The organism is Rarobacter faecitabidus (genome assembly GCF_006716265.1).
In the GTDB taxonomy this organism is placed as follows: Bacteria; Actinomycetota; Actinomycetes; order Actinomycetales; family Cellulomonadaceae; genus Rarobacter; species Rarobacter faecitabidus.
Map to the genome: position 1 here is coordinate 994006 of NZ_VFOS01000001.1, position 19288 is coordinate 1013293.

Sequence of the window (19288 nt, forward strand, 5' to 3'; positions counted from 1 at the left end):
GGCGGGGGTGGCCGGGGCATGTTTAACTCGCCTCGACGGCTCGACGAAACCTCCGGGTAGAGGGTTCGCCATCGCCATCGACGCGAGCAACAGTTTCTATTCTTCGCTAGCTACGGGCTTTGGGCGGCCCCGGCCTATCGCGATAATTGCTGCAATCGAGCCGATCAGCACAATTGCCGATGTCCAGACATTCAACCGCAAGCCGAGGACCGTGGTGGCCTCGTCAACCCGGAGCATCTCGATCCACAATCGGCCAGCCGTGTAGATCAGCACGTAGAGCCAGAATACCTGACCTGTGCGCAGGCGAAGGCGACGCTCGCAGGCGATCAGTGCAATAACGCCCAAAAGTGACCAAAGCGATTCGTAGAGGAAGGTCGGGTGGAACGTGGTCCCCGGCGCGTATCCAGCGGCGATGGCGACGTGATCCGACACCTTGAGTGCCCACGGCGCGTCCGTGGGACCGCCGAATAGCTCCTGGTTGAACCAGTTCCCCCACCGGCCGATCGCCTGGGCGAGTAGCACCGGGGGCGCGGCCACATCGGCGAACTGGGCCAAAGATATTCCCGCGCGCCTGCAGCCGATCCACGCTCCTACCGCTCCGAGGGCGATTGCCCCCCAGATGCCCAATCCGCCGTGCCAAATGTAGAGGATGGCGACGGGGTCGCCACCCTTGCCGAAGTACGCACCGGGACTCGTGATGACGTGATAGAGGCGTCCGCCGATGATCCCGAGCGGCACCGCCCACACGGAGACGCTGTAGATGGTGTCGGGATTGCCGCCGCGTGCCTGCCAGCGTCTCGCCGTCCACCAGATGGCGATGACGATGCCCGCGAGCAGGCAGAGTGCGTAGGCACGGATCGTCAGCGGCCCGAGCTGCCACTGACTGACGCTGGGGCTCGGTATCGCCGCGAGTGTCGCGCCGGCGAGCGTCACGGGACGACGTCCCGAGCGCCTTCGGCCACGCCGCGCGCGAGTTCGCCCGCGATCGCCGCCAGGTCCTCGAGTCGCTCGCCCCACGGCTTGTCGGCCAGCAGCGGACGCACGAACGCCGAGCCGACGATCACGCCGTCGGCGTATGAGGCGATGCCAGCTGCCTGCACGCGGGTGGAGACGCCGAGCCCGACGCAGACTCGGGCGGCGCCGGCGGCACGGGTGTCGCGCACGAGCCGTTCCGCATCATTTCCGACCTGCGTGCGCTCACCGGTGACGCCCATGACGGATGCCGCGTAGACGAATCCCCGGGATGCCTCGGCGGTGATTGCGAGGCGCTGCGGCGTCGACGAAGGTGCCACGAGGAAGACCTTGTCGAGCCCGTGCCGGTCCGCGGCCGCGATCCACTCCGAGGCCTCTTCGGGGATCAGGTCCGCCGTGATTACGCCTGCGCCACCACTGGCGACGAGATCGGCCGCGAAACGCTCGATGCCGTACTGCAGTAACGGATTGAAGTAGCTCATGGCGAGGACGGGCGCGTCGAGATCGCGAAGGGCCCTCATGACGCGAAATGTATCGGCCACGCGCACGCCATTGGTGAGTGCAAGGTCGACGGCGTGCTGGATGGTGGGGCCGTCCATGACGGGGTCCGTGTAGGGGATGCCGAGCTCGAGGATGTCGACCCCGTTCTCGACGAGTGTGCGCGCGGCCTCTATGCTCTGGTCCACCGTCGGGAATCCCGTTGGCAGGTAGCCGATCAGTGCACTGCGTCCTGAGGCCTTGATCTCATCGAGCCTCGCTGCAGTCGTCAGCACGCTCACTGTTCCTCTCCCTCGTCCACTAGCCCGAACCAGCGCGCGGCCGTTGCCACGTCCTTATCACCGCGCCCCGACAGGTTGATCACCGTGATCGAGTCGGGTCCCAGCTCGCGGGAGATCTTGAGGCCCCCGGCGAGGGCGTGCGCCGATTCGATCGCCGGCAGGATTCCCTCCGTTCGGCTCAGCAGCGCGAACGCGTCCATGGCCTCGTCATCCGTGATGGGGGCGTATTCGACGCGCCCGATATCGTGCAGGAACGAGTGCTGCGGACCGACCGACGGATAGTCCAGCCCGGCCGAAACCGAGTGGCTGGGCAGCGTCTGGCCGTCCTCGTTCTGCAGCACGTAGGAACGCGTTCCCTGCAGCACTCCCGGCAGTCCGCCCGAGAATCGGGCGGCGTGTTCGCCGGAGAGGATCCCGCGTCCACCGGCCTCGAAGCCGTACAACTTGACGTCGGCGTCGTCGAGGAATCCGGAGAAGATTCCAATCGCGTTCGAACCGCCGCCTACGCAGGCCGCGACGGCATCGGGAAGACGACCGGCGGCTTGCAGGATCTGCTCGCGCGCCTCGCGACCGATCACGCTGTGGAATTCGCGCACCATTTCCGGGAACGGGTGCGGCCCAGTTACGGTGCCGAGCAGGTAGTGGGTGGTCTCGACGTTCGCAACCCAGTCGCGCAGTGCCTCGTTGATGGCGTCCTTGAGGGTGCGCGAGCCGATCTTGACTGGGACAACCGTGGCGCCGAGCAGTTGCATGCGCGCCACGTTGAGGGCCTGCCGCTGGGTGTCCTCCTCGCCCATATACACAACGCATTCGAGATCCATGAGCGCCGCGGCGGTCGCGGTGGCGACGCCGTGCTGACCAGCCCCGGTCTCGGCGATCACGCGCTTCTTGCCCATGCGCTTGACGAGGAGCGCCTGCCCGAGCACGTTGTTGATCTTGTGGGATCCGGTGTGGTTCAGGTCCTCCCGCTTGAGGAAGATGCGTCCCGCGCCGTGCGCGGCGAAACGCGGAACCTCGGTGAGCGGATTCGGCCGCCCGGTGTAGTCGCGCTCGAGCCGGTGCAGTTCGTCGAGGAAGGACTGGTCCTTGATAGCCGCGCGATACTCGCGCTCCAGTTCGTCGAGGGCTGCGACGAGGGCCTCGGGAACGTATCGTCCGCCGAAGTCTCCGAAATACGGTCCTTGCAAACCGCTCAGGCTGCTAGACAAAGTTTCTCCTACGTAGGTTGTGTGCGCCATTGCGCCTAGGCGGGCGGCGCAGAAATCCTTACTGCCGGATCGCGCGCAGCGAGGGGTGCGCGCCGGCGGCGACCAGGTCAGCCACGGAGCGGCGCGGTTCGGAATCGCGAACGAGTGCCTCGCCGACGAGGACAGCGTCGGCACCTGCACGGGCGTATTCGACGACGTCGTGCGGCCCACGCACACCGGATTCGGCGATCCTGATGATGTGATGCGGGATCGCAGGGGCCACGCGCGCGAACACGTCGCGGTCGACGTCGAGCGTCTTCAGGTTGCGGACGTTGACGCCAATGATGCGCGCGCCAGCCGCGACTGCGCGCTCCGCCTCCTCGACGGTGTGCACCTCCACGAGCGCGGCCATTCCGAGGGAGTGCACACGGTCCAGCAGCGATTCGAGGACTGTCTGCTCGAGGGCTGCGACGATCAGGAGCACGACGTCCGCGCCGTAGGCGCGGGCCTCCCAAACCTGGTACGGCGTGACGATGAAGTCCTTGCGGAGGATCGGAACGTCGATCGCGGCACGCACCGCCGCCAGGTCGGCGAGAGATCCCCCGAACCGGCGCTGCTCGGTGAGTACGGAGACGACGGCCGCCCCGCCCGCCTCGTACTCGCTGGCGAGGGCAGCCGGGTCGGTGATGCTGGCGAGGGAGCCTTTGGATGGGCTGGAGCGTTTCACCTCGGCAATGACGGCGACCTCGCCTGATCGGCGCAGTCGCGAGTGAGCGTCGATGACGGTCTGTTGCTTGGCAGCCCGCTCCTTGAGTTCCGACAGCGGGGTTTGTGCCTCACGCACCGCAAGGTCCTCGCGTACGCCCGCGATGATGTCGTCGAGTACCGTTCCCACCGTCAGCCTCCTTCTCTATCGCCGCTGGCCGTGGCCGGCGAGGCGCAGGAAGAGCCCACCGAGAAGTCCGGCTGCGATCACGGCGGCGCCGACGGCGACGACCGGAATGCTCGCCAGGCAGATACCTACAGTCGCCACGATCGCTCCGAGGATGATTCCGAGCATCGCGAACCAGGCAGCCACGGTCTGTCCCTCGTTGTGGGGCGGAACCTTGTCGGGCAGTTCAAAGTGCTGCTCGAGTTCGAATCGGTTGGCGGAAGCTCCCGACTTCTGCGACGCATCTGACATCGTTAGTAGCCTTTCGAGACGTTTGTGATGTCAAGCCTACCCGCGCTCGGGGCGTTCGCTGACATCCTGGTCGGCGAGCGTCGGGTCTTGCCCGCGTGTCAACGCGTCCCATTGGTCCAGATTTCTGACGTCGTTGATGGGAGTGTCAGTTACGACGTCGCCTCGCCGTTCGTAGCGAGTTCGCGCCTGCCGCGGCGCCGGCACGATCGCCAGGACGAGTGCGGCGAGAGCGAGGGCCAGCAACGCAACCAGCGATATGAGCGGAAAAGCGGTGAGCCGGTAGTTGTCGATGGTCGTCGTGCCCGTGACTTCGGTCAGCGAGGTGACGGCGACAGGGGCCGGAGCCACCAGGAAACTCGCGGTGGCCCATGCGAGCCCAGCGGCGGTGGCAGCCGCTACCGACCCGATGATCCGCCGAGCCAATGCACCGGCAAGCAGGTTGGCAACTGCGGCGGCCGCCCAGATCAGCGCCCCCGTGGGCAAGGCCGCCACGGCGTCGGCGCCGGTGGCCGTTCCGTTAGCGGAGCCGAGCACCGTGACGGCCGTGGCGTGCAACCACGGTACGGCCGACAATGCCCCGAACGCGGCCGCGCCGAGGGCGAAGACCGCGCTGCTCGTCCGTGGGCGCACGCGGATTCCGCGCAGGCGCGGCGGGGACGAGTCCTGCGTCGCCCCCGCCTCAGCGCTCGACACGGCCGAGGTCGCTATCGCTCGCCGAGACGGCACCCAGCGACCCGCCCGCCGCAAAGCAGGTGGGCGCGCCCGTGTGGCAGGCCGCCCCGATCTGATTCACGCGAACGAGAAGTGCGTCGCCGTCGCAGTCAATCTCCACTGAGTGAACGTACTGGATGTGCCCCGACGTGTCCCCCTTGCGCCAGTATTCCTGGCGCGAGCGGCTGAAGAACGTGACGCGTCCCGTGGTGAGGGTACGGGCCAGGGCCTCGTCGTCCATCCAGCCCAGCATGAGCACCTCACCGGTATCCCATTGCTGAATGATCGCGGCGACCAGGCCCGCATCGTCGCGCTTGAGTCGAGTGCGGATGTCCTCGTCCAGGTCTGTCATCTGACGTCAACCCCCGCCTCTGCCATGGCGTGCTTCACCTGGGTGATGGTGAGCTTGCCGAAGTGGAACACGCTCGCCGCCAGGACAGCGTCTGCCCCGGCCCGAGCGGCGGCTACGAAGTCGGCGGGGCTCGATGCGCCACCGGACGCGATGAGCGGAACTGACACGACCTCTCGGACCGATCCGAGCATCTCGAGGTCGAATCCCTCGAGCGTGCCGTCCGCGTCCATCGAGTTAAGCAGGATCTCCCCGGCGCCGAGTTCCGTTGCGCGGCGAGCCCATTCGACGACGTCCATTCCGGTTCCCCGCTTGCCGCCGTGCGTCGTGACCTCGTACCCCGAATCGGTCACGGTCTCACCCGTGACTCTGCGCGCGTCCACGGACAGGACAAGCACCTGGGAGCCGAAGCGATGCGCGATATCGGAGATGAGCTCGGGGCGCGCGATTGCGGCGGTATTGACCGAAACCTTGTCGGCCCCCGCCCGTAGCAACCGGTCGACGTCGTCGGCGGATCGGACCCCACCGCCCACGGTCAGCGGTATGAATACCTGCTCCGCGGTGCGGCGCACGACATCGAATGTGGTTTCGCGATTGCCGCTTGATGCCGTCACGTCGAGGAAGGTGAGCTCGTCAGCGCCATCGAGGTCATACTTCGCGGCGAGCTCGACGGGATCGCCAGCGTCCCGGAGGTTCTCGAAGTTGACGCCCTTGACCACGCGTCCCGCGTCAACGTCGAGGCATGGGATCACCCGTACGGCAACACTCATAGGTTTCCTTCGTCTCCTGTCTGCGGGGCGTCCGCGGGGTTCTCCGTCTCGGCGCCCTGGTCCTCGGCGGCGTCGGCAGTGGACGCGGCGAGCACGTCGATCAGGTACACCATAGTCTCCCGGCGCCAGCGGCTGTCAGTCAGCCCGAACGCCAGCCCGGGCGGGACGATAACCAGCATCCGGCTGCCGACGGTTACGTCGGTCAGTGCGGCGTCCAGTCCCTCGATCAGGGCATCCGAGCCAACCTTGACGGTAACCGGCAGGGTGTCGGCATCCCAGGTGGTTCCCACGACCTTCCCGTTGGACCAGCGCACGGCCTGATATTGCAGCACTGCAGTCTGACCGGCGCTCATCTGCACGCCATTGCCCAGGATCAGCATGGAGGTGGTCAGCACCCGTGGGGGGTCCGAATCCGGTATGACGACCTTGTTGTCCACGACGGTGGGCAAGGCGGCGCCGTCGCTCGATGTCGCCGCGGGCGGGTCCACCTTGGTGCCGCTGGCCTTCAGCGGCAGGATATCGATGATCATGATGATGGGCACCGAGTCGTAGGTGATGTGCACGAGGCGGCTTCCCGTACGTCGTCCCAGCACAACGTCATACAGATCCTCGCCCAACGCCGCGGTCGTGACCCGGTACGTCTGGGGAACGGTCGCGAAGTCGTCGCGCAAGACATCCCCGTTGGAGGCGGAAACTGCGTAGATCTGCAACAGGGCCTTACCGCCCTCTTTGAGGTTGGACCCCGCGCCCTGAATCAGAACGCGATCGTCGGGCTCGCTGATCATGAGCGGCGGGGTGAACGCAACCTCCGGCCGGAATCCCCACGTGCCGGTCACCTGGATGTTCGCCAGCGTGCCCGTCACCGGCTCCTGGGTTTCGCTGGCGGATGACGAGGACTTCGGCGCGGACCTCTTAGGGCCGGGCAGCGAGCATCCCGTCAGTAGTAGCGCGAGGACTATACCGGCGGCCAGTGCTGTCATGGCCCGCCGCGCGCTCACAACTGCTCCATGAGTTTGTCCACGCGCTCGTCCACGGACTTGAACGGGTCGCTGCAGCGAACCGTGCGCTGCGAAAGATCGTTGATCTTGAGGTGCATCCAGTCGACGGTGTAGTCGCGGCGCGCCCGCGAGGCCGCCGCGACGAAGTCCCCGCGTAGCCTCGCCCTCGTGGTCTGCGGCGGCGTGTCGATGGCGGCGGTGATCTCCTCGGGCGACACCATGGTGCGGACGAGCCCGGACTTCACCAGTTTCGAGTACAGCCCGCGCTCGGAGTCGATGTCGTGGTAGGCCAGGTCAAGCCGCGCGATGCGCGGATCGGCGAGATCCGCGCCGGTGCGCTCCTGGTATCGGCGGATGACCGAGAGTTTGATGGCCCAGTCGAGCTCGGATTCCACCCGGCTCAGGTCGCCGGTTTCGAGGGCGTCTAGTCCCCGTTCCCACAGCTCGATGGTCGCATCGTCGTGCGGCTGCTTCTCGTTGAGCTCGATGAATGCCTTGGCGCGCCCGAGGTATTCGCGCTGCAGATCGATGGCTGTCATGGTGCGTCCTGAGCTCAACTCGATCGGCGCCTTCCCGGAGATGTCGTGGCTGATCTCGCGGATCGCTCGCATGGGATTAGCAAGGGCGTAGTCGCGCATCGGCACGCCCGCCTCGATCATGCGCAGGACGAGATCCGCCGCGCCGACCTTGAGCAGGGTGGTCGGCTCGGCCATGGACGAGTCTCCGACGATCACGTGCAGCCGCCTGTAGCGCTCGGCGTCCGCGTGGGGCTCGTCGCGCGTGTTGATGATGGGGCGCGACCGGGTCGTGGAACTCGAGACGGTCTCCCAGATGTGATCGGCTCGCTGCGAGAACGCGTACGAGGCCGCGCCGCGCGGCGTCACGACGATCTTGCCCGCGCCGATCAGAATCTGGCGCGTGATCAGATGCGGGACGAGGATCTCCGAGACCCTGGTGAAGTCGCCCTGGCGACGAAGTAGGTAGTTCTCGTGACAGCCGTAGGAGTTTCCTGCGGAGTCCGTGTTGTTCTTCAGCACGTGCACGCGTCCCAGAACTCCCGCGGCCGCAATCTGTTCCTGTGCGTCAGCCACCAAGGACTCGAGCACGCGCTCGCCCGCCCTGTCGTGCGCGATGAGCTGCTCCACGCCGTCGCATTCCGCCGTGGCGTATTCGGGGTGCGAGCCGACGTCGAGGTAGAGCCGCGAGCCGTTGCCGAGGAACACGTTCGAGGACCTGCCCCAGGCGACGACCTTGCGGAAGAGCATGCGAGCCAATTCGTCCGGCGTATAGGTCCGCTCTCCCTGCGGGGCAAAGGTGATCCCGAACTCGGTTTCGAGGCCGAAGATGCGCTTGCTCATGCTTGTGAGATCACCTCAGTTAGTTCTTCTGCGGATATCCGCCGGAAGGTGCGGCGCCGATCGCTACGGCGATCGAGTAACCCCACCTCGAGTTCGACCAGTGGCGGCGGCTCGGACTCGCTACCCTGAAGCGCGCCCAGCGCCCACACGAGAGTTTGCGCGAGGCTCGCGCCCGGCGCCCACTGAGTCGTGTCGCGTTCGCCGGAGCCGCCGACGACTGCGATCCCGTGAATCTCCGAAACGGACCCGTCGTACGCGATGCGATAGATCACGTCGGAGGGCTCGTCCTCCCCCAGCTCCGCGACGATCAATTCCACCTCGAGCGGCTTTGCCTCGGTCGTGAATACCGTGCCGAGCGTTTGGGCGTACGCGTTGGCCAGGCCTCGCGCGGACACGTCCGTACGGTCGTAGGAGAACCCACGCAGATCCGCGTAGCGGATCCCGGCGATGCGTAGCGTCTCGAACTCGTTGTACTTACCCACTGCCGCGAAGGCGATGCGATCGTAGATCTCCGAGATCTTGTGCAGCGCCTTCGAGGGGTTGTGCGAGGCCAGGAGGATGCCGTCCCGGCCCGCGACCGCGACGACCGGGCGGCCTCGGGAGATCCCCTTTTGTGCGAAGTCGGCCCGGTCCTTCATCAGGTGCTCGGGCGAGACGTAGAACGGCATGGTCATGCGCTGTCACCCCCTGGGTCGATCCGCTCGACCGACTCCTGGGCGGCCGCCGATAGGGTCGCATCGTCGATGCGGCGATACCCGCCGGCGTCGATGACTGCCACCACGGGCCAGATCCGCTTGATGAGATCCGGTCCTCCCGTCCCGGTGTCGTCATCCGAGGCGTCCGCCAGCGCGGCGAGCGCCGCGGCGACGGCCTCGGGCATGGCGAGGCCGGGTCGCCACGATTTCTTCAGCGCGCTACGAGCGAAGCTACCGCCCGATCCGACGGCGTAGTAGTCGCGTTCGCGATAGCGCCCGCCGGTTACGTCGTAGGAGAAGATCGAGGCGTGATGCCCGTCGAACCCCGCGAACAGCGGCAGCGCGGCCAGACCCTGTAGCGCGAGCGGCAGGTTTTGCCGTAGCAGGCTACCGAGGCGATTCGCCTTGCCCTCCGTGGACAGGTTCGCGCCCTCGATCTTCTCGAAGTGCTCGACTTCGAGCTGGAAGACCCGCACGAGGTCGAGTGCTATGCCCGCGGCGCCGGCTATGCCGATCATCGCGGTGTCATCGACCGAAAAGACCTTCTCCATCTCACGGTGGGCGATGAGCGAACCTATCGTCGCGCGGCGATCCCCTGCCATGAGCACGCCGCCGTCGAACACCAGCGCGACGATCGTCGTCGCATGCGGTGACACGTCCCCTGCGCCGGCGATATCCGCCCGCAGGTCGCCGAGCAGGTGCGGGTGGGTAGCCCGGACGAACTCAACGAAAGAGGCCGATCCGGAGTCGAAATAGGCCGCGGGCAGCGGCGAATGCGTCACTGTCCGCCCTTTTGCACGAACCCCTTCACGAAGGCCTCGGCATTCGTTTCAAGCACGTCATCGATCTCGTCCAGCAAATCGTCCACAGCGTGCTCCCGGGCGCTCGTCGGCACGGGTGCCGGGGTCGGCACGTCCGAGGCGTCCGGGTCGGTGGGCCGAATCTGTTCGCGGGCCATGTTTCCCCTCCTGATCTTTCGGGTGACTTCCAACGTTACCTGGCGAGCGTGCGCACGAGGTCGCCGATAGTGGCGGCCTCCTCGATGAGCGCGCCGATGAGGTCTTTAGTTCCCCTTGCCGGGTCGAGCATGGGTATGCGGCTGAGCGCTGGCAGTTCCGGCACGTCGAGCGTCATGGTGTCCCAGGACGCGGTGACTACCGATTCACTGAACTTCGTCAGCACCCGTCCTCGGAAGTAGGCTCGGGTATCCTCCGGGGGCTCCGCGACGGCGCGGCGGACTTCAGCCGGGTCAGTCAGCGTCGCGACCGCTCCTGCCTGGCGCAGTTTGGCCGAAATTCCGCGGCCCTCGCGCATATCGGACCACTGGAGATCCACCGCGGCCAGTCGCGGGCTGTCCCAGTCGAGGTGCTCGCGCTCCTTGAGTCGCGAAAGCACCTGGAGTTTTGCCACCCACTCGACCCGGTGCGCGACCGAGTACGGATCTTGAACCAGTCCGTCGAGCGTCTCGGACCAGGCGGCAAGTAGCGCCTCGGACTCCGGATCGGGCTCGCCAACGCGACTGTACAAATCTCGAACGACCGAAATGTACTCGTACTGAATCTGCGCCGCAGTGAGCCTGCGTCCGTCGGACAGCGCGAGGGTCGCGCTCAGCGAGACATCGCGGCTGACCCTCTGGACGTCCGCGACGGGATCCGCGAGGCGGAGCGAGGTGAGCCGCGTCTGGAAGTCGGGGTACTCCTGGCTCAGTTCGATCGCCCAGAGAACGCACGCGGTGGCGCCGAGCTTGAGGTATGTCGCGAAGTCGAAGGTGTTGGCGTCGCCGATGATCACGTGCAGGCGGCGCCACCGATCCCGATCAGCGTGCGGCTCGTCGCGCGTGTTGATGATGGGGCGGCGCATGGTCGTTTCGAGCCCCACCTCCGCCTCCATGTAGTCGGCCCGTTGCGAGATCTGGAACCCCGCCTCCTCGCCGCGCGGGCCCAGCCCGACCCGACCGGACCCAATAAGGATGTTGCGCGTCACGAAGAATGTCGTTAGCGCCGCGACGATGTCCTCGAACGGCACTTCCCGGTCCACGAGGTAGTTCTCGTGCGTGCCGTAGCTCGCCCCCTTCCCGTCCACATTGTTCTTGTAGACCACCATCTCGGTGCCGGTGAGGCGCGACGCCTCGACGGCACCGGCAGCCATCACCAGTTCCCCCGCCCGATCCCAGAGGACGGCGTCTCGGGGATTGGTCACCTCGGGCGAGGAGTACTCCGGGTGCGCGTGGTCAACGTACAAACGAGCGCCATTGGTGAGTACAACGTTGGCGGCACCGGGATCGTCGTAGGGCTCTCGCTCTGGGCGAACCTCGTCAACGACCCGCAGGCCGTAATCGGGCACGGGGCTAGCTGCCGTCTTGACGGCATCACCGCCCGTTTCGCCCGACGGAGCCGGTCTGGCCGGATCATCGGTGAGCAAGCTCGGATGCGCCGATGCGCGCGACAACTCGAACCCGCGCGCATCGCGTAGGGGGCTCTCGTCCACATAGTCCCAACGCGTGCCGCGGCGCATGCGAGCCAGATCCCGGTACGCCAGGACGATCTGGCTCGACATGAGCATCGGGTTCGCATAGGCGTCGCCGAGTTTGAGGATCCCGTATTCGGTCTCGATTCCCATGATGCGGTGTACGCTCACCGGATTTATCTCCTACAGGTACTGGCCCGTGCCGCGCACGGTTTGCGTCGGACGGTCCTCGCGAGCGAACTCGGTCTTCTTCTCGGCGACGATGGTACGGATGAAGACGATTCGTTCGCCCTTCTTGCCAGAGATTCGCGCCCAATCGTCGGGGTTGGTGGTGTTGGGCAGGTCCTCGTTTTCGTGGAACTCGTCCACGCAGGCCTGCAGCAGATGCTCGATACGCAGGCCGCGCTGACCAGTCGACAGGAGTTCCTTGATCGCTGACTTCTTGGCTCTATCGACGATGTTCTGAATCATCGCCCCGGAACTGAAGTCCTTGAAGAACAGGACCTCCTTGTCGCCGGACGCGTAGGTGACCTCGAGGAACTCATTCTCGCGCTCCTGGGAGTAGATGCGCTCGATCACCCGGTGCCGCATCGCCTCCAGCGTGGCCTGCACGTCACCGCCGTGGCGGGCCAAGTCGTCGTCGTGCAGCGGTAGCGAAGCCGTCAGGTACTTCGAAAGGATCTCGTAGGCCGCCTCCGCGTCCGGTCGCTCGATCTTGATCTTGACGTCGAGCCTGCCAGGACGCAGGATCGCGGGATCGATCATGTCCTCCCGGTTTGAGGCTCCGATCACGATCACGTTGTCGAGCCGCTCCACGCCGTCGATCTCGGCCAGAAGCTGCGGAACGACCGTGGTCTCGACGTCGGATGACAGACCGGTCCCGCGCGTGCGGAACAGGGACTCCATCTCATCGAAGAAAACCACCACCGGATGGCCGAGCGAAGCCTTCTCGCGAGCACGCGCAAAGATGAGCCGGATGTGTCGCTCCGTCTCGCCCACGTATTTGTTGAGCAGTTCTGGACCCTTGACGTTGAGGAAGTACGACTTCGCATCCCTCTTGCTGTCGCCCTTGGCATTTACCGCATCGGAGAGCGACCGCGCCACAGCCTTGGCGATGAGCGTCTTGCCGCATCCCGGTGGGCCGTAGAGCAGAATGCCCTTGGGTGGCCGCAGGCCGTGCTCGCGATACAACTCGGGATGCGCGAACGGCAACTCCACCGAGTCGCGAATCTGGTCGATCTGCGATCCTAGGCCGCCGATGTCGCTGTATTGGATCTCGGGTACCTCTTCGAGCACGAGTTCCTCGACCTCCGACTTGGCGATGCGCTCGAAGGCGAAGCCCGATCGAGTGTCGGCGGTTACGGTGTCCCCCACGCGTAGCGGGCCGTCAATCAACGGACCTGCGAGGTGCATGACTCGCTCGTCGTCGGCTCGTCCCACCACGAGCGCGCGACCATCCCCCAGCAATTCCTTGATCGTGACGATCTCGCCCGTGAGTTCCCAGCCGCCGGCAGCCATCACCGTCATGTTCTCGTTGAGCGCGAGTTCCTGGCCGGGGCGGAGCGCCTCGACGTCGACCTTGGGGCCCACGGACAGCCGGTAGCGGCGGCCCGAACTCAATGCATCGATGGTGCCGTCGGGGTGCGCGGCGACGAATATTGCGTAGGTGCCGGGCGGTGAGGCAAGCTTGTCGAGCTGCTGACCCAGGTCGGCGATCTTCTCGCGGGCCGTTTGCAACATCTCGACCAGGCGTTCGTTCTTGATCCTCAGCAGTGCAAGCTCATTCGCCTGTTGGCTTGCGCTTCCCGGCGGCGTTGCCTCGCTCATATTCCCCTCCCGGCCCTTGCTATCACTCCTGCTAGCCTACCCGCGTAGTCTCGGCGTTCGCCGGGCAGCTACGCGACCGGCTAGCACTACAGGCCGAGTGGATCCAGCTCGACGCGAATCGACGAGTAGCGCTTGGCCGTGCTGGACACCATGCGCGCGGCGCGCAGCACGGCCGCCAGCTCGGCACCTTGACTATGTGGCACCTTGATCAATGCGCGCACCTGATGGTCGACGTCCAGGGTCACGACCGACTTCGATTGGTCCGATTCCCAGGGCGCAGGGCCGAGGACGAGCGCTCCGCGCGGCAACTCGCAATCCGCCAGGAGCGCCGCGACCGCGCTCGATGCGCCGTGTAGCGCGGCAATACGGGTAGCGGGCGGGAGCTCAGCCTCGAGCCGCTCGTCGTATTCGCGGTCGGCGAATCCAACGGGGTCCCAGCGAACCAGTGCGCCCGCCGCGCCTGATCCGCTCGCACCCACCAGGACTACCTGACCACCGTCGTCGGCCGAACGAACAAGCGACGCCGCCACGAGCCACCTGTGCAGTGCATTCGTTTCCGCGCCTAGCCCCGGCAGACCGATCGCGACGTCGCCATCGAGTAGCGCCGCCGCCGCGAAGCCGCCCTCCGCCCGTGGTTCCGCGCCAGGAGTCGCGACGACGAGGCAAGGACGGGGACCGACCGAATCCAGGACGCCAGTGGCGGTCCCCAACCCGGAGATACGAACCGGGACGCGAGGGAACGCGCGGCCGAGTTCCTCCGCGGTTCGCTGCGAGCCCACGCGGACCGATCGCAGGTGGACTCCCCCGCACTCGGGGCAGCGCCAGTTCCCCGCGAGCGCGCCGCACCATGCGCATTGCGCGTCCGTGCCGAGGAAACTCCGTGGCGTGTCCGGCAGGTTCCCGCGCTCTATCCGCAGGGGACCATGGCAGTTGCGGCAGTGCGCAAGCTCGCGGCAGGAGTCGCATGCTAGCGCGGGGATGTAGCCCGAGCGGGGAACCTGGACGAGCACGGGACCTTCCTTCAGGCCGTCCGTGAGAACTCGCCACGCGGCCGGGGGTATACGGGCGTGACCCACCGATCCACTGGCCTCGCGATCCAGTTCGCTCAGGGCGCGGACCCTCGGCGCCCTGTGCCGCACGGTGGCACGGTCCGCTTCGATCGCGCGCGCCCAGCCGTCGCGAACCAGTTGCTGCGCGCGCAGTGACCGAGATGGGCCGGCGAACAAGGTTGATACGCCTTCGAGTTCTCCGCGCAGGCGCAGGAGTTCGATCGTCGAGGTCCGCGGGGTGCGCTCGGCAATATGGGACGAGTCCTCATCGTCCCAGCTCACGAACAGACCTGGCTCGCGTACCGGCGCATAGGCAGCGGATCGCGTGCCGATCACGATCCGCGCCCGTCCGGTCGCTGCGGCCACGTAGGCGCCGTAGCGCGCGGACGGTCCCTGGCTCGCCTGCAGGCGGACCCACGCACCGGCTGGATTGGAGGGCGTCCACTCGTCCAAGCCCGCGGAAGTCAGCGCCGCCGACAGGTGCGCTACATCCCGGTCATCGGGCACCACGACGACGACGCCGCGTCCCAGCTCGTGACACATCGCGAGGACGGCGGTGATGCCACGAGCCCAAGTCGCCAGCGGATGCTGGGCATGGGGTAACGGTGTCCACACGGCCCGTAGCAACTGCCCGGAGCTGAGGCGGCTCAGGAAGGCAGCACCGCCGTGATAGTCGTGCCACACCCCGCGGAATGCGGACAGGGTCTCCGCGTGGGCCGGATCGGAGGGATCCGTCGGCTTGGTAGCGCCCGCCTCCGGCGTGGCCAGGACCGCATTCTCGGCGCGCGCGTGGCGGGGCGGGATCGCGGCCGTGACGACGTCGTAGGTGTTCGAGGCGTAGTACGCGGCGACGCGCTGATAGAGGTCACGCGACGCCTCCGGAGCAAGCACGACCGGGGAGATCACCCGCCGTATGGGCTGGAGGTCACCCTCGAAGTCCGACGTCGCCAGGCGGTCCAGAACCATGGCGTCCACGTCCCGGGCGCCGAGCCGAACCTTGACCTTGACGCCGGGAAGCACGTCGTCGGACATGCTCGCGGGGACGAGGTAGTCGAACGGGCGGTCAAGGTGCGGCGTGGTGGCATCCGGCAGGACGCTCACCACCGGATCGCGCTCGGCTATCGGGACTCCCGCCGCCTGGCGGCGCTTTCGCGGGCGCGGCAGACCGGGCAGTGCCAGTTGGTCGCCGTCATCCATGGGAATATCCCACCACATCTCGCGGACATGCCCGACCAGCCGCTCGCCGATCGGTCCGGTTCTGCCGGCACTCCGGCGATGCGGACACCCGTTAGGGTTGCCGGTCACCGGATATATCGGGTGTCGCGCAGCCCTAACCGGTGCTGGCGGGCAAGATAGTCGATCAGGCCAGCCCGGCCTCAGCCGACCGCCGCGCGCAGTTCGGCGACGCGATCGGTGCGTTCCCACGTGAAGTCCGGGAGTTCACGACCGAAGTGTCCGTAGGCGGCCGTCTGCCGGTAGATGGGCCGCAGCAGGTCGAGGTCGCGCACGATGGCCGCGGGCCGTAAGTCGAAGACCTCCCGGATCGCGTGCGAGATGCGCTCCTCGGGAACCTTCGCTGTCCCGAACGTCTCCACGTAGAGGCCGACCGGGTGAGCACGGCCGATCGCGTAGGCGACCTGCACCTCGCAGCGATCGGCTAGACCTGCCGCAACCACGTTCTTCGCCACCCACCGCGTCGCATAGGCCGCCGATCGGTCGACCTTCGACGGGTCCTTGCCGCTGAAGGCGCCACCGCCATGGCGGGCTGCGCCGCCATAGGTGTCGACGATGATTTTGCGTCCGGTCAGCCCGGCATCTCCCTGCGGCCCGCCCACCACAAACGTGCCAGTGGGGTTGATGTAGACGTTCGGAGCGCCGGTCTCGATGTCCAGGGCGGAGATCACCGGGTCGATGACCTCGGCGCGGATCGCGGCGGCAAGATCAGACTGCTGCCACGTCGGCGAGTGCTGCGTGGACAGTACGACGGTGTCGAGTCGCACCGGGCGATCGCCGTCGTACTCGAACGTGACCTGCGTCTTGCCGTCGGGGCGCAGTCCCTCGATGATGCCTTCCTTGCGGACGACCGCGAGGCGCTCCGCAAGTCGGTGCGCCGTCCAGATCGGCAGGGGCAGGAGCGTAGCCGTTTCATTCGACGCATAGCCGAACATCAGCCCCTGGTCGCCCGCGCCCTGCTGGTCGAGTTGGTCGACGTGCGCGTCGTCGGTGCGCAACTCGAGCGACTTGTCGACACCCTGAGCGATGTCGGGACTCTGCTGGCCGATCGAGATCGACACCCCGCAGGAACTGCCGTCGAACCCGACATCGGAGGACGTGTAGCCGATATCGCGGATGACGTCGCGGACGATCTGCGGGATCTCAACATAGGCCTCGGTCGTGACCTCGCCCGCGACATGGACGAGGCCAGTGGTGACCATCGTCTCCACGGCCACCCGGGAGGACGGATCCTGCCCGATCAGGGCGTCAAGGACGGCGTCCGATATCTGGTCGCAGATTTTGTCGGGGTGGCCTTCGGTGACGGATTCCGAGGTGAAAAGGCGCATGTCATCGGGCATGGCACAAGCCTACGCCCCGTCCGAGGCATGGACGGATGGTGTCCTAATCGCGAGACTGCCTCGCTCACGAACCGTGATCGCCGGACGAGCGGAGCGCGCGACCATAGCGGTCGGTGCCGTGTCACACGGCCATCGTCAGCGCGCGGAGCGCAACGTCTGCACGACGTCCAGCAGCGCGGCAGCCACATCGGCCTTGGTACCAGTGGCCGCGCCGAGTTCCGCACCACGGCCGTCCAGGAACACCACCGAGTTATTCGCCGCGCCGAACACATCGTTCGTCGCGACATCGTTGAAGACGAGGACGTCCGCGCCCTTGCGCCGAGCCTTGTCCCGCGCGTGCTCAATCGCCGAGGCACTTGCGTCCCCGGTCTCCGCCGCGAATCCTACGACGACCTGCGCGGAGTCGCGGCGCGATCCCGCGAGTTCGGCGAGGATATCGGGATTTTGGACGAGTTCCACCGTCTCGCCCTGATCCGGACCGGTCTTCTTGAGCTTGTGCTCCCCCGCGACCGCGGGCCGGAAGTCGGCAACGGCCGCGGCCATGATGATGATGTCCGCGCGCTGCGCCTCGGACAACATTGCATCTCGCAACTCCAGCGCGGTTCCGACACGAATCGAATTCAGCCCGCGAGGTGGATGCGATTCGATCGAGCCGACGATCGCCACGACATCGGCGCCGCGCCTCGACGCCTCGGTGGCCAGAGCGAAACCCTGCCTACCTGAAGAGCGGTTCCCGATAAAGCGCACCGGGTCCAGCGGTTCGCGCGTGCCCCCGATCGAAATGGCGACCCGCAAACCGGCGAGCGGCCGATTCGCAGTCGGATCCGCCGCCTCGATCGCGTCGACCAGATCGACGGGCTCCGGCAATCGACCGGGTCCACTGTCTGCGCCCGTCAGGCGCCCGTCCGCGGGCTCAACTACTAGGATGCCGCGCTCCTTGAGCACGGCCACGTTGGCTACGGTGGCGGGGTGCTGCCACATCTCAGTGTGCATGGCCGGGGCCATGAGCACCGGTCCGGTGGTTGTCAGCAGGGTTGTGGTCAGGAGGTCGTCCGCGCGCCCGCCCGCGGCGCGAGCAAGAAGGTCAGCGGTTGCCGGAATGACCGCCACAAGGTCGGCCCAGCGTCCCAGGGCCACGTGCTCGACCTCGGTGACCGAGTCGAACACCTCATGCGTCGCGGGCTTCCCCGTCAGCGCCTCCCAGGTTGGCGCGCCGACGAATTTCAGGGCGGACGAGGTGGGGATGACGCGCACCTCGTGCCCGCGCTCCATGAGGGCACGCACTACGAGGACTGCCTTGTACGCGGCGATACCACCGGACACGCCCACGATGATGCGCACGCGCGTAATCCCCTGTCTTCCCCTAGCCTTTCGGCGTCGCTACTAGAACGTGTAGGGGTTGTCGTCCCCGAAGCCCGCGTCGGCGGAACCGAACTCGGCATCGAGGTCCGCAAGGTCCTTCTCCGAGGGCACGGCGTTCGGGTCGATCTCGTCCATCGTGAGCAGGCCCTGGTTGATCTCTCGCATGGCGATGGACAGCGGCTTCTCCTGGACGCGCGACTCCACGAGGGGACCGACGTGCTCCAGCAGACCGTCGTGCAGCTGCGAGAAGTACGAGTTGATCTGGCGAGCCCGCTTGGCGGCGAAGATCACGAGCGCGTACTTGGAATCGACGTGCTCAAGCAACTCGTCGATGGGCGGGTCGGTGATTCCGATGGGGTTCGCAACGATTCCAGACACAGATGTCCTCCGGAGGATAGTAGGTCAAACAACGATTATAGCGCCCAGCGGCGCGATCAAGAGTGAGGCGTGATCCCCATGAGCGAAACGATCTCGTCAGTCGCCCGTTGAACGTCGTCATTGATGACGACGTGATCGAATTCGTCGGCCGCCGCGAGTTCGACCTTCGCGGTCGCGAGGCGCCGTTCACGCTCCTCGGCGTCTTCGGTTCCGCGTCCGACAAGCCTGCGCACGAGTTCCTCCCATGAGGGGGGAGCCAGGAAGATGAAGCGCGCCTCGGGCATCGTCGCCCGGACCTGGCGTGCCCCTGCCAGATCGATTTCCAGTAGGGCCGGCACACCCTCGGCAAGACGTTCCTCGACCGCGGCCCGCGGGGTCCCGTACCAGTGGCGTCCGTGCACGACCGCCCACTCGAGCAGTTCGTGATCCGCGACCATCCTGGCGAACTCGTCCGCCGAAGCGAAGTGGTAGTGCACCCCTTCGATTTCCCCTGGACGAGCCTTGCGCGTCGTTGCCGACACCGACAGCCACACCTGCGGGTATCGTTTGCGCAGATCGGCGGACACGGTTCCCTTGCCAACAGCCGTCGGTCCGGCCAGGACTGTCAGCCGCGCGGGCTCCACCGATTCAG

General features: G+C 66.5%; 20 protein-coding genes. All 20 read right to left on the bottom strand.

Going from position 1 to position 19288, the window contains the following annotated elements:
* Nucleotides 1–96: 96 nt before the first annotated feature.
* On the bottom strand, nt 97–933 hold the full coding sequence (gene lgt, locus FB461_RS04495; protein WP_142119348.1) for a prolipoprotein diacylglyceryl transferase: 837 nt from the start codon (nt 931–933) through the stop codon (nt 97–99).
* Complete coding sequence (gene trpA, locus FB461_RS04500; protein WP_142119350.1) at nt 930–1745, bottom strand: tryptophan synthase subunit alpha; 816 nt, start codon at nt 1743–1745, stop codon at nt 930–932. Before trpA ends, lgt begins: the two co-directional genes overlap by 4 nt.
* A gap of 2 nt (nt 1746–1747) precedes the next feature.
* Entirely contained in the window at nt 1748–2989 is a 1242-nt protein-coding gene (trpB, locus tag FB461_RS04505) for a tryptophan synthase subunit beta (RefSeq protein ID WP_142119352.1), read from the bottom strand.
* 28 nt (nt 2990–3017) lie between these two features.
* Nucleotides 3018–3833, bottom strand: coding sequence for an indole-3-glycerol phosphate synthase TrpC (gene trpC / locus FB461_RS04510; protein ID WP_142119354.1), 816 nt, complete (start codon nt 3831–3833; stop codon nt 3018–3020).
* A gap of 15 nt (nt 3834–3848) precedes the next feature.
* Nucleotides 3849–4121 carry an HGxxPAAW family protein gene (locus FB461_RS04515; protein WP_246046013.1) on the bottom strand — a complete coding sequence of 91 codons (273 nt, stop codon included), beginning with the start codon at nt 4119–4121 and terminating at the stop codon, nt 3849–3851.
* Nucleotides 4122–4157: 36 nt separating this feature from the next.
* Nucleotides 4158–4814, bottom strand: coding sequence for a Trp biosynthesis-associated membrane protein (locus FB461_RS04520; protein WP_170222614.1), 657 nt, complete (start codon nt 4812–4814; stop codon nt 4158–4160).
* The gene (gene hisI, locus FB461_RS04525) at nt 4801–5184 is read right to left on the bottom strand and encodes a phosphoribosyl-AMP cyclohydrolase (RefSeq protein WP_142119359.1); all 384 of its coding nucleotides are present in this window, start codon (nt 5182–5184) and stop codon (nt 4801–4803) included. The genes FB461_RS04520 and hisI overlap by 14 nt, the downstream gene beginning before the upstream one ends.
* On the bottom strand, nt 5181–5951 hold the full coding sequence (gene hisF / locus FB461_RS04530) for an imidazole glycerol phosphate synthase subunit HisF (RefSeq protein ID WP_142119361.1): 771 nt from the start codon (nt 5949–5951) through the stop codon (nt 5181–5183). Before hisF ends, hisI begins: the two co-directional genes overlap by 4 nt.
* Nucleotides 5948–6949 carry an FKBP-type peptidyl-prolyl cis-trans isomerase gene (locus FB461_RS04535; protein ID WP_142119363.1) on the bottom strand — a complete coding sequence of 334 codons (1002 nt, stop codon included), beginning with the start codon at nt 6947–6949 and terminating at the stop codon, nt 5948–5950. The genes hisF and FB461_RS04535 overlap by 4 nt, the downstream gene beginning before the upstream one ends.
* Entirely contained in the window at nt 6946–8307 is a 1362-nt protein-coding gene (gene pafA, locus FB461_RS04540) for a Pup--protein ligase (protein WP_142119365.1), read from the bottom strand. Before pafA ends, FB461_RS04535 begins: the two co-directional genes overlap by 4 nt.
* Nucleotides 8304–8981 (bottom strand): proteasome subunit alpha, encoded by a 678-nt coding sequence (gene prcA, locus FB461_RS04545; protein ID WP_142119367.1) that lies wholly within the window; start codon nt 8979–8981, stop codon nt 8304–8306. The genes pafA and prcA overlap by 4 nt, the downstream gene beginning before the upstream one ends.
* Complete coding sequence (gene prcB, locus FB461_RS04550) at nt 8978–9784, bottom strand: proteasome subunit beta (protein WP_142119369.1); 807 nt, start codon at nt 9782–9784, stop codon at nt 8978–8980. The genes prcA and prcB overlap by 4 nt, the downstream gene beginning before the upstream one ends.
* Nucleotides 9781–9960, bottom strand: coding sequence for a ubiquitin-like protein Pup (locus FB461_RS04555; protein WP_142119371.1), 180 nt, complete (start codon nt 9958–9960; stop codon nt 9781–9783). The genes prcB and FB461_RS04555 overlap by 4 nt, the downstream gene beginning before the upstream one ends.
* A 35-nt stretch (nt 9961–9995) precedes the next feature.
* Nucleotides 9996–11639, bottom strand: a complete 1644-nt coding sequence (gene dop / locus FB461_RS04560) for a depupylase/deamidase Dop (RefSeq protein ID WP_342776109.1) — start codon at nt 11637–11639, stop codon at nt 9996–9998.
* 12 nt (nt 11640–11651) lie between these two features.
* Entirely contained in the window at nt 11652–13295 is a 1644-nt protein-coding gene (gene arc, locus FB461_RS04565; protein ID WP_142119372.1) for a proteasome ATPase, read from the bottom strand.
* Between the two features lie 86 nt (nt 13296–13381).
* Nucleotides 13382–15541, bottom strand: coding sequence for a primosomal protein N' family DNA-binding protein (locus FB461_RS04570; protein WP_142119375.1), 2160 nt, complete (start codon nt 15539–15541; stop codon nt 13382–13384).
* A gap of 179 nt (nt 15542–15720) precedes the next feature.
* The gene (metK, locus tag FB461_RS04575; protein ID WP_142119377.1) at nt 15721–16917 is read right to left on the bottom strand and encodes a methionine adenosyltransferase; all 1197 of its coding nucleotides are present in this window, start codon (nt 16915–16917) and stop codon (nt 15721–15723) included.
* 135 nt (nt 16918–17052) lie between these two features.
* The gene (gene coaBC, locus FB461_RS04580; protein ID WP_142119379.1) at nt 17053–18258 is read right to left on the bottom strand and encodes a bifunctional phosphopantothenoylcysteine decarboxylase/phosphopantothenate--cysteine ligase CoaBC; all 1206 of its coding nucleotides are present in this window, start codon (nt 18256–18258) and stop codon (nt 17053–17055) included.
* Between the two features lie 42 nt (nt 18259–18300).
* The gene (gene rpoZ / locus FB461_RS04585; protein WP_142119381.1) at nt 18301–18657 is read right to left on the bottom strand and encodes a DNA-directed RNA polymerase subunit omega; all 357 of its coding nucleotides are present in this window, start codon (nt 18655–18657) and stop codon (nt 18301–18303) included.
* Between the two features lie 56 nt (nt 18658–18713).
* Nucleotides 18714–19280 (bottom strand): guanylate kinase, encoded by a 567-nt coding sequence (gene gmk / locus FB461_RS04590; RefSeq protein ID WP_142119383.1) that lies wholly within the window; start codon nt 19278–19280, stop codon nt 18714–18716.
* Between the last annotated feature and the right edge of the window lie 8 nt (nt 19281–19288).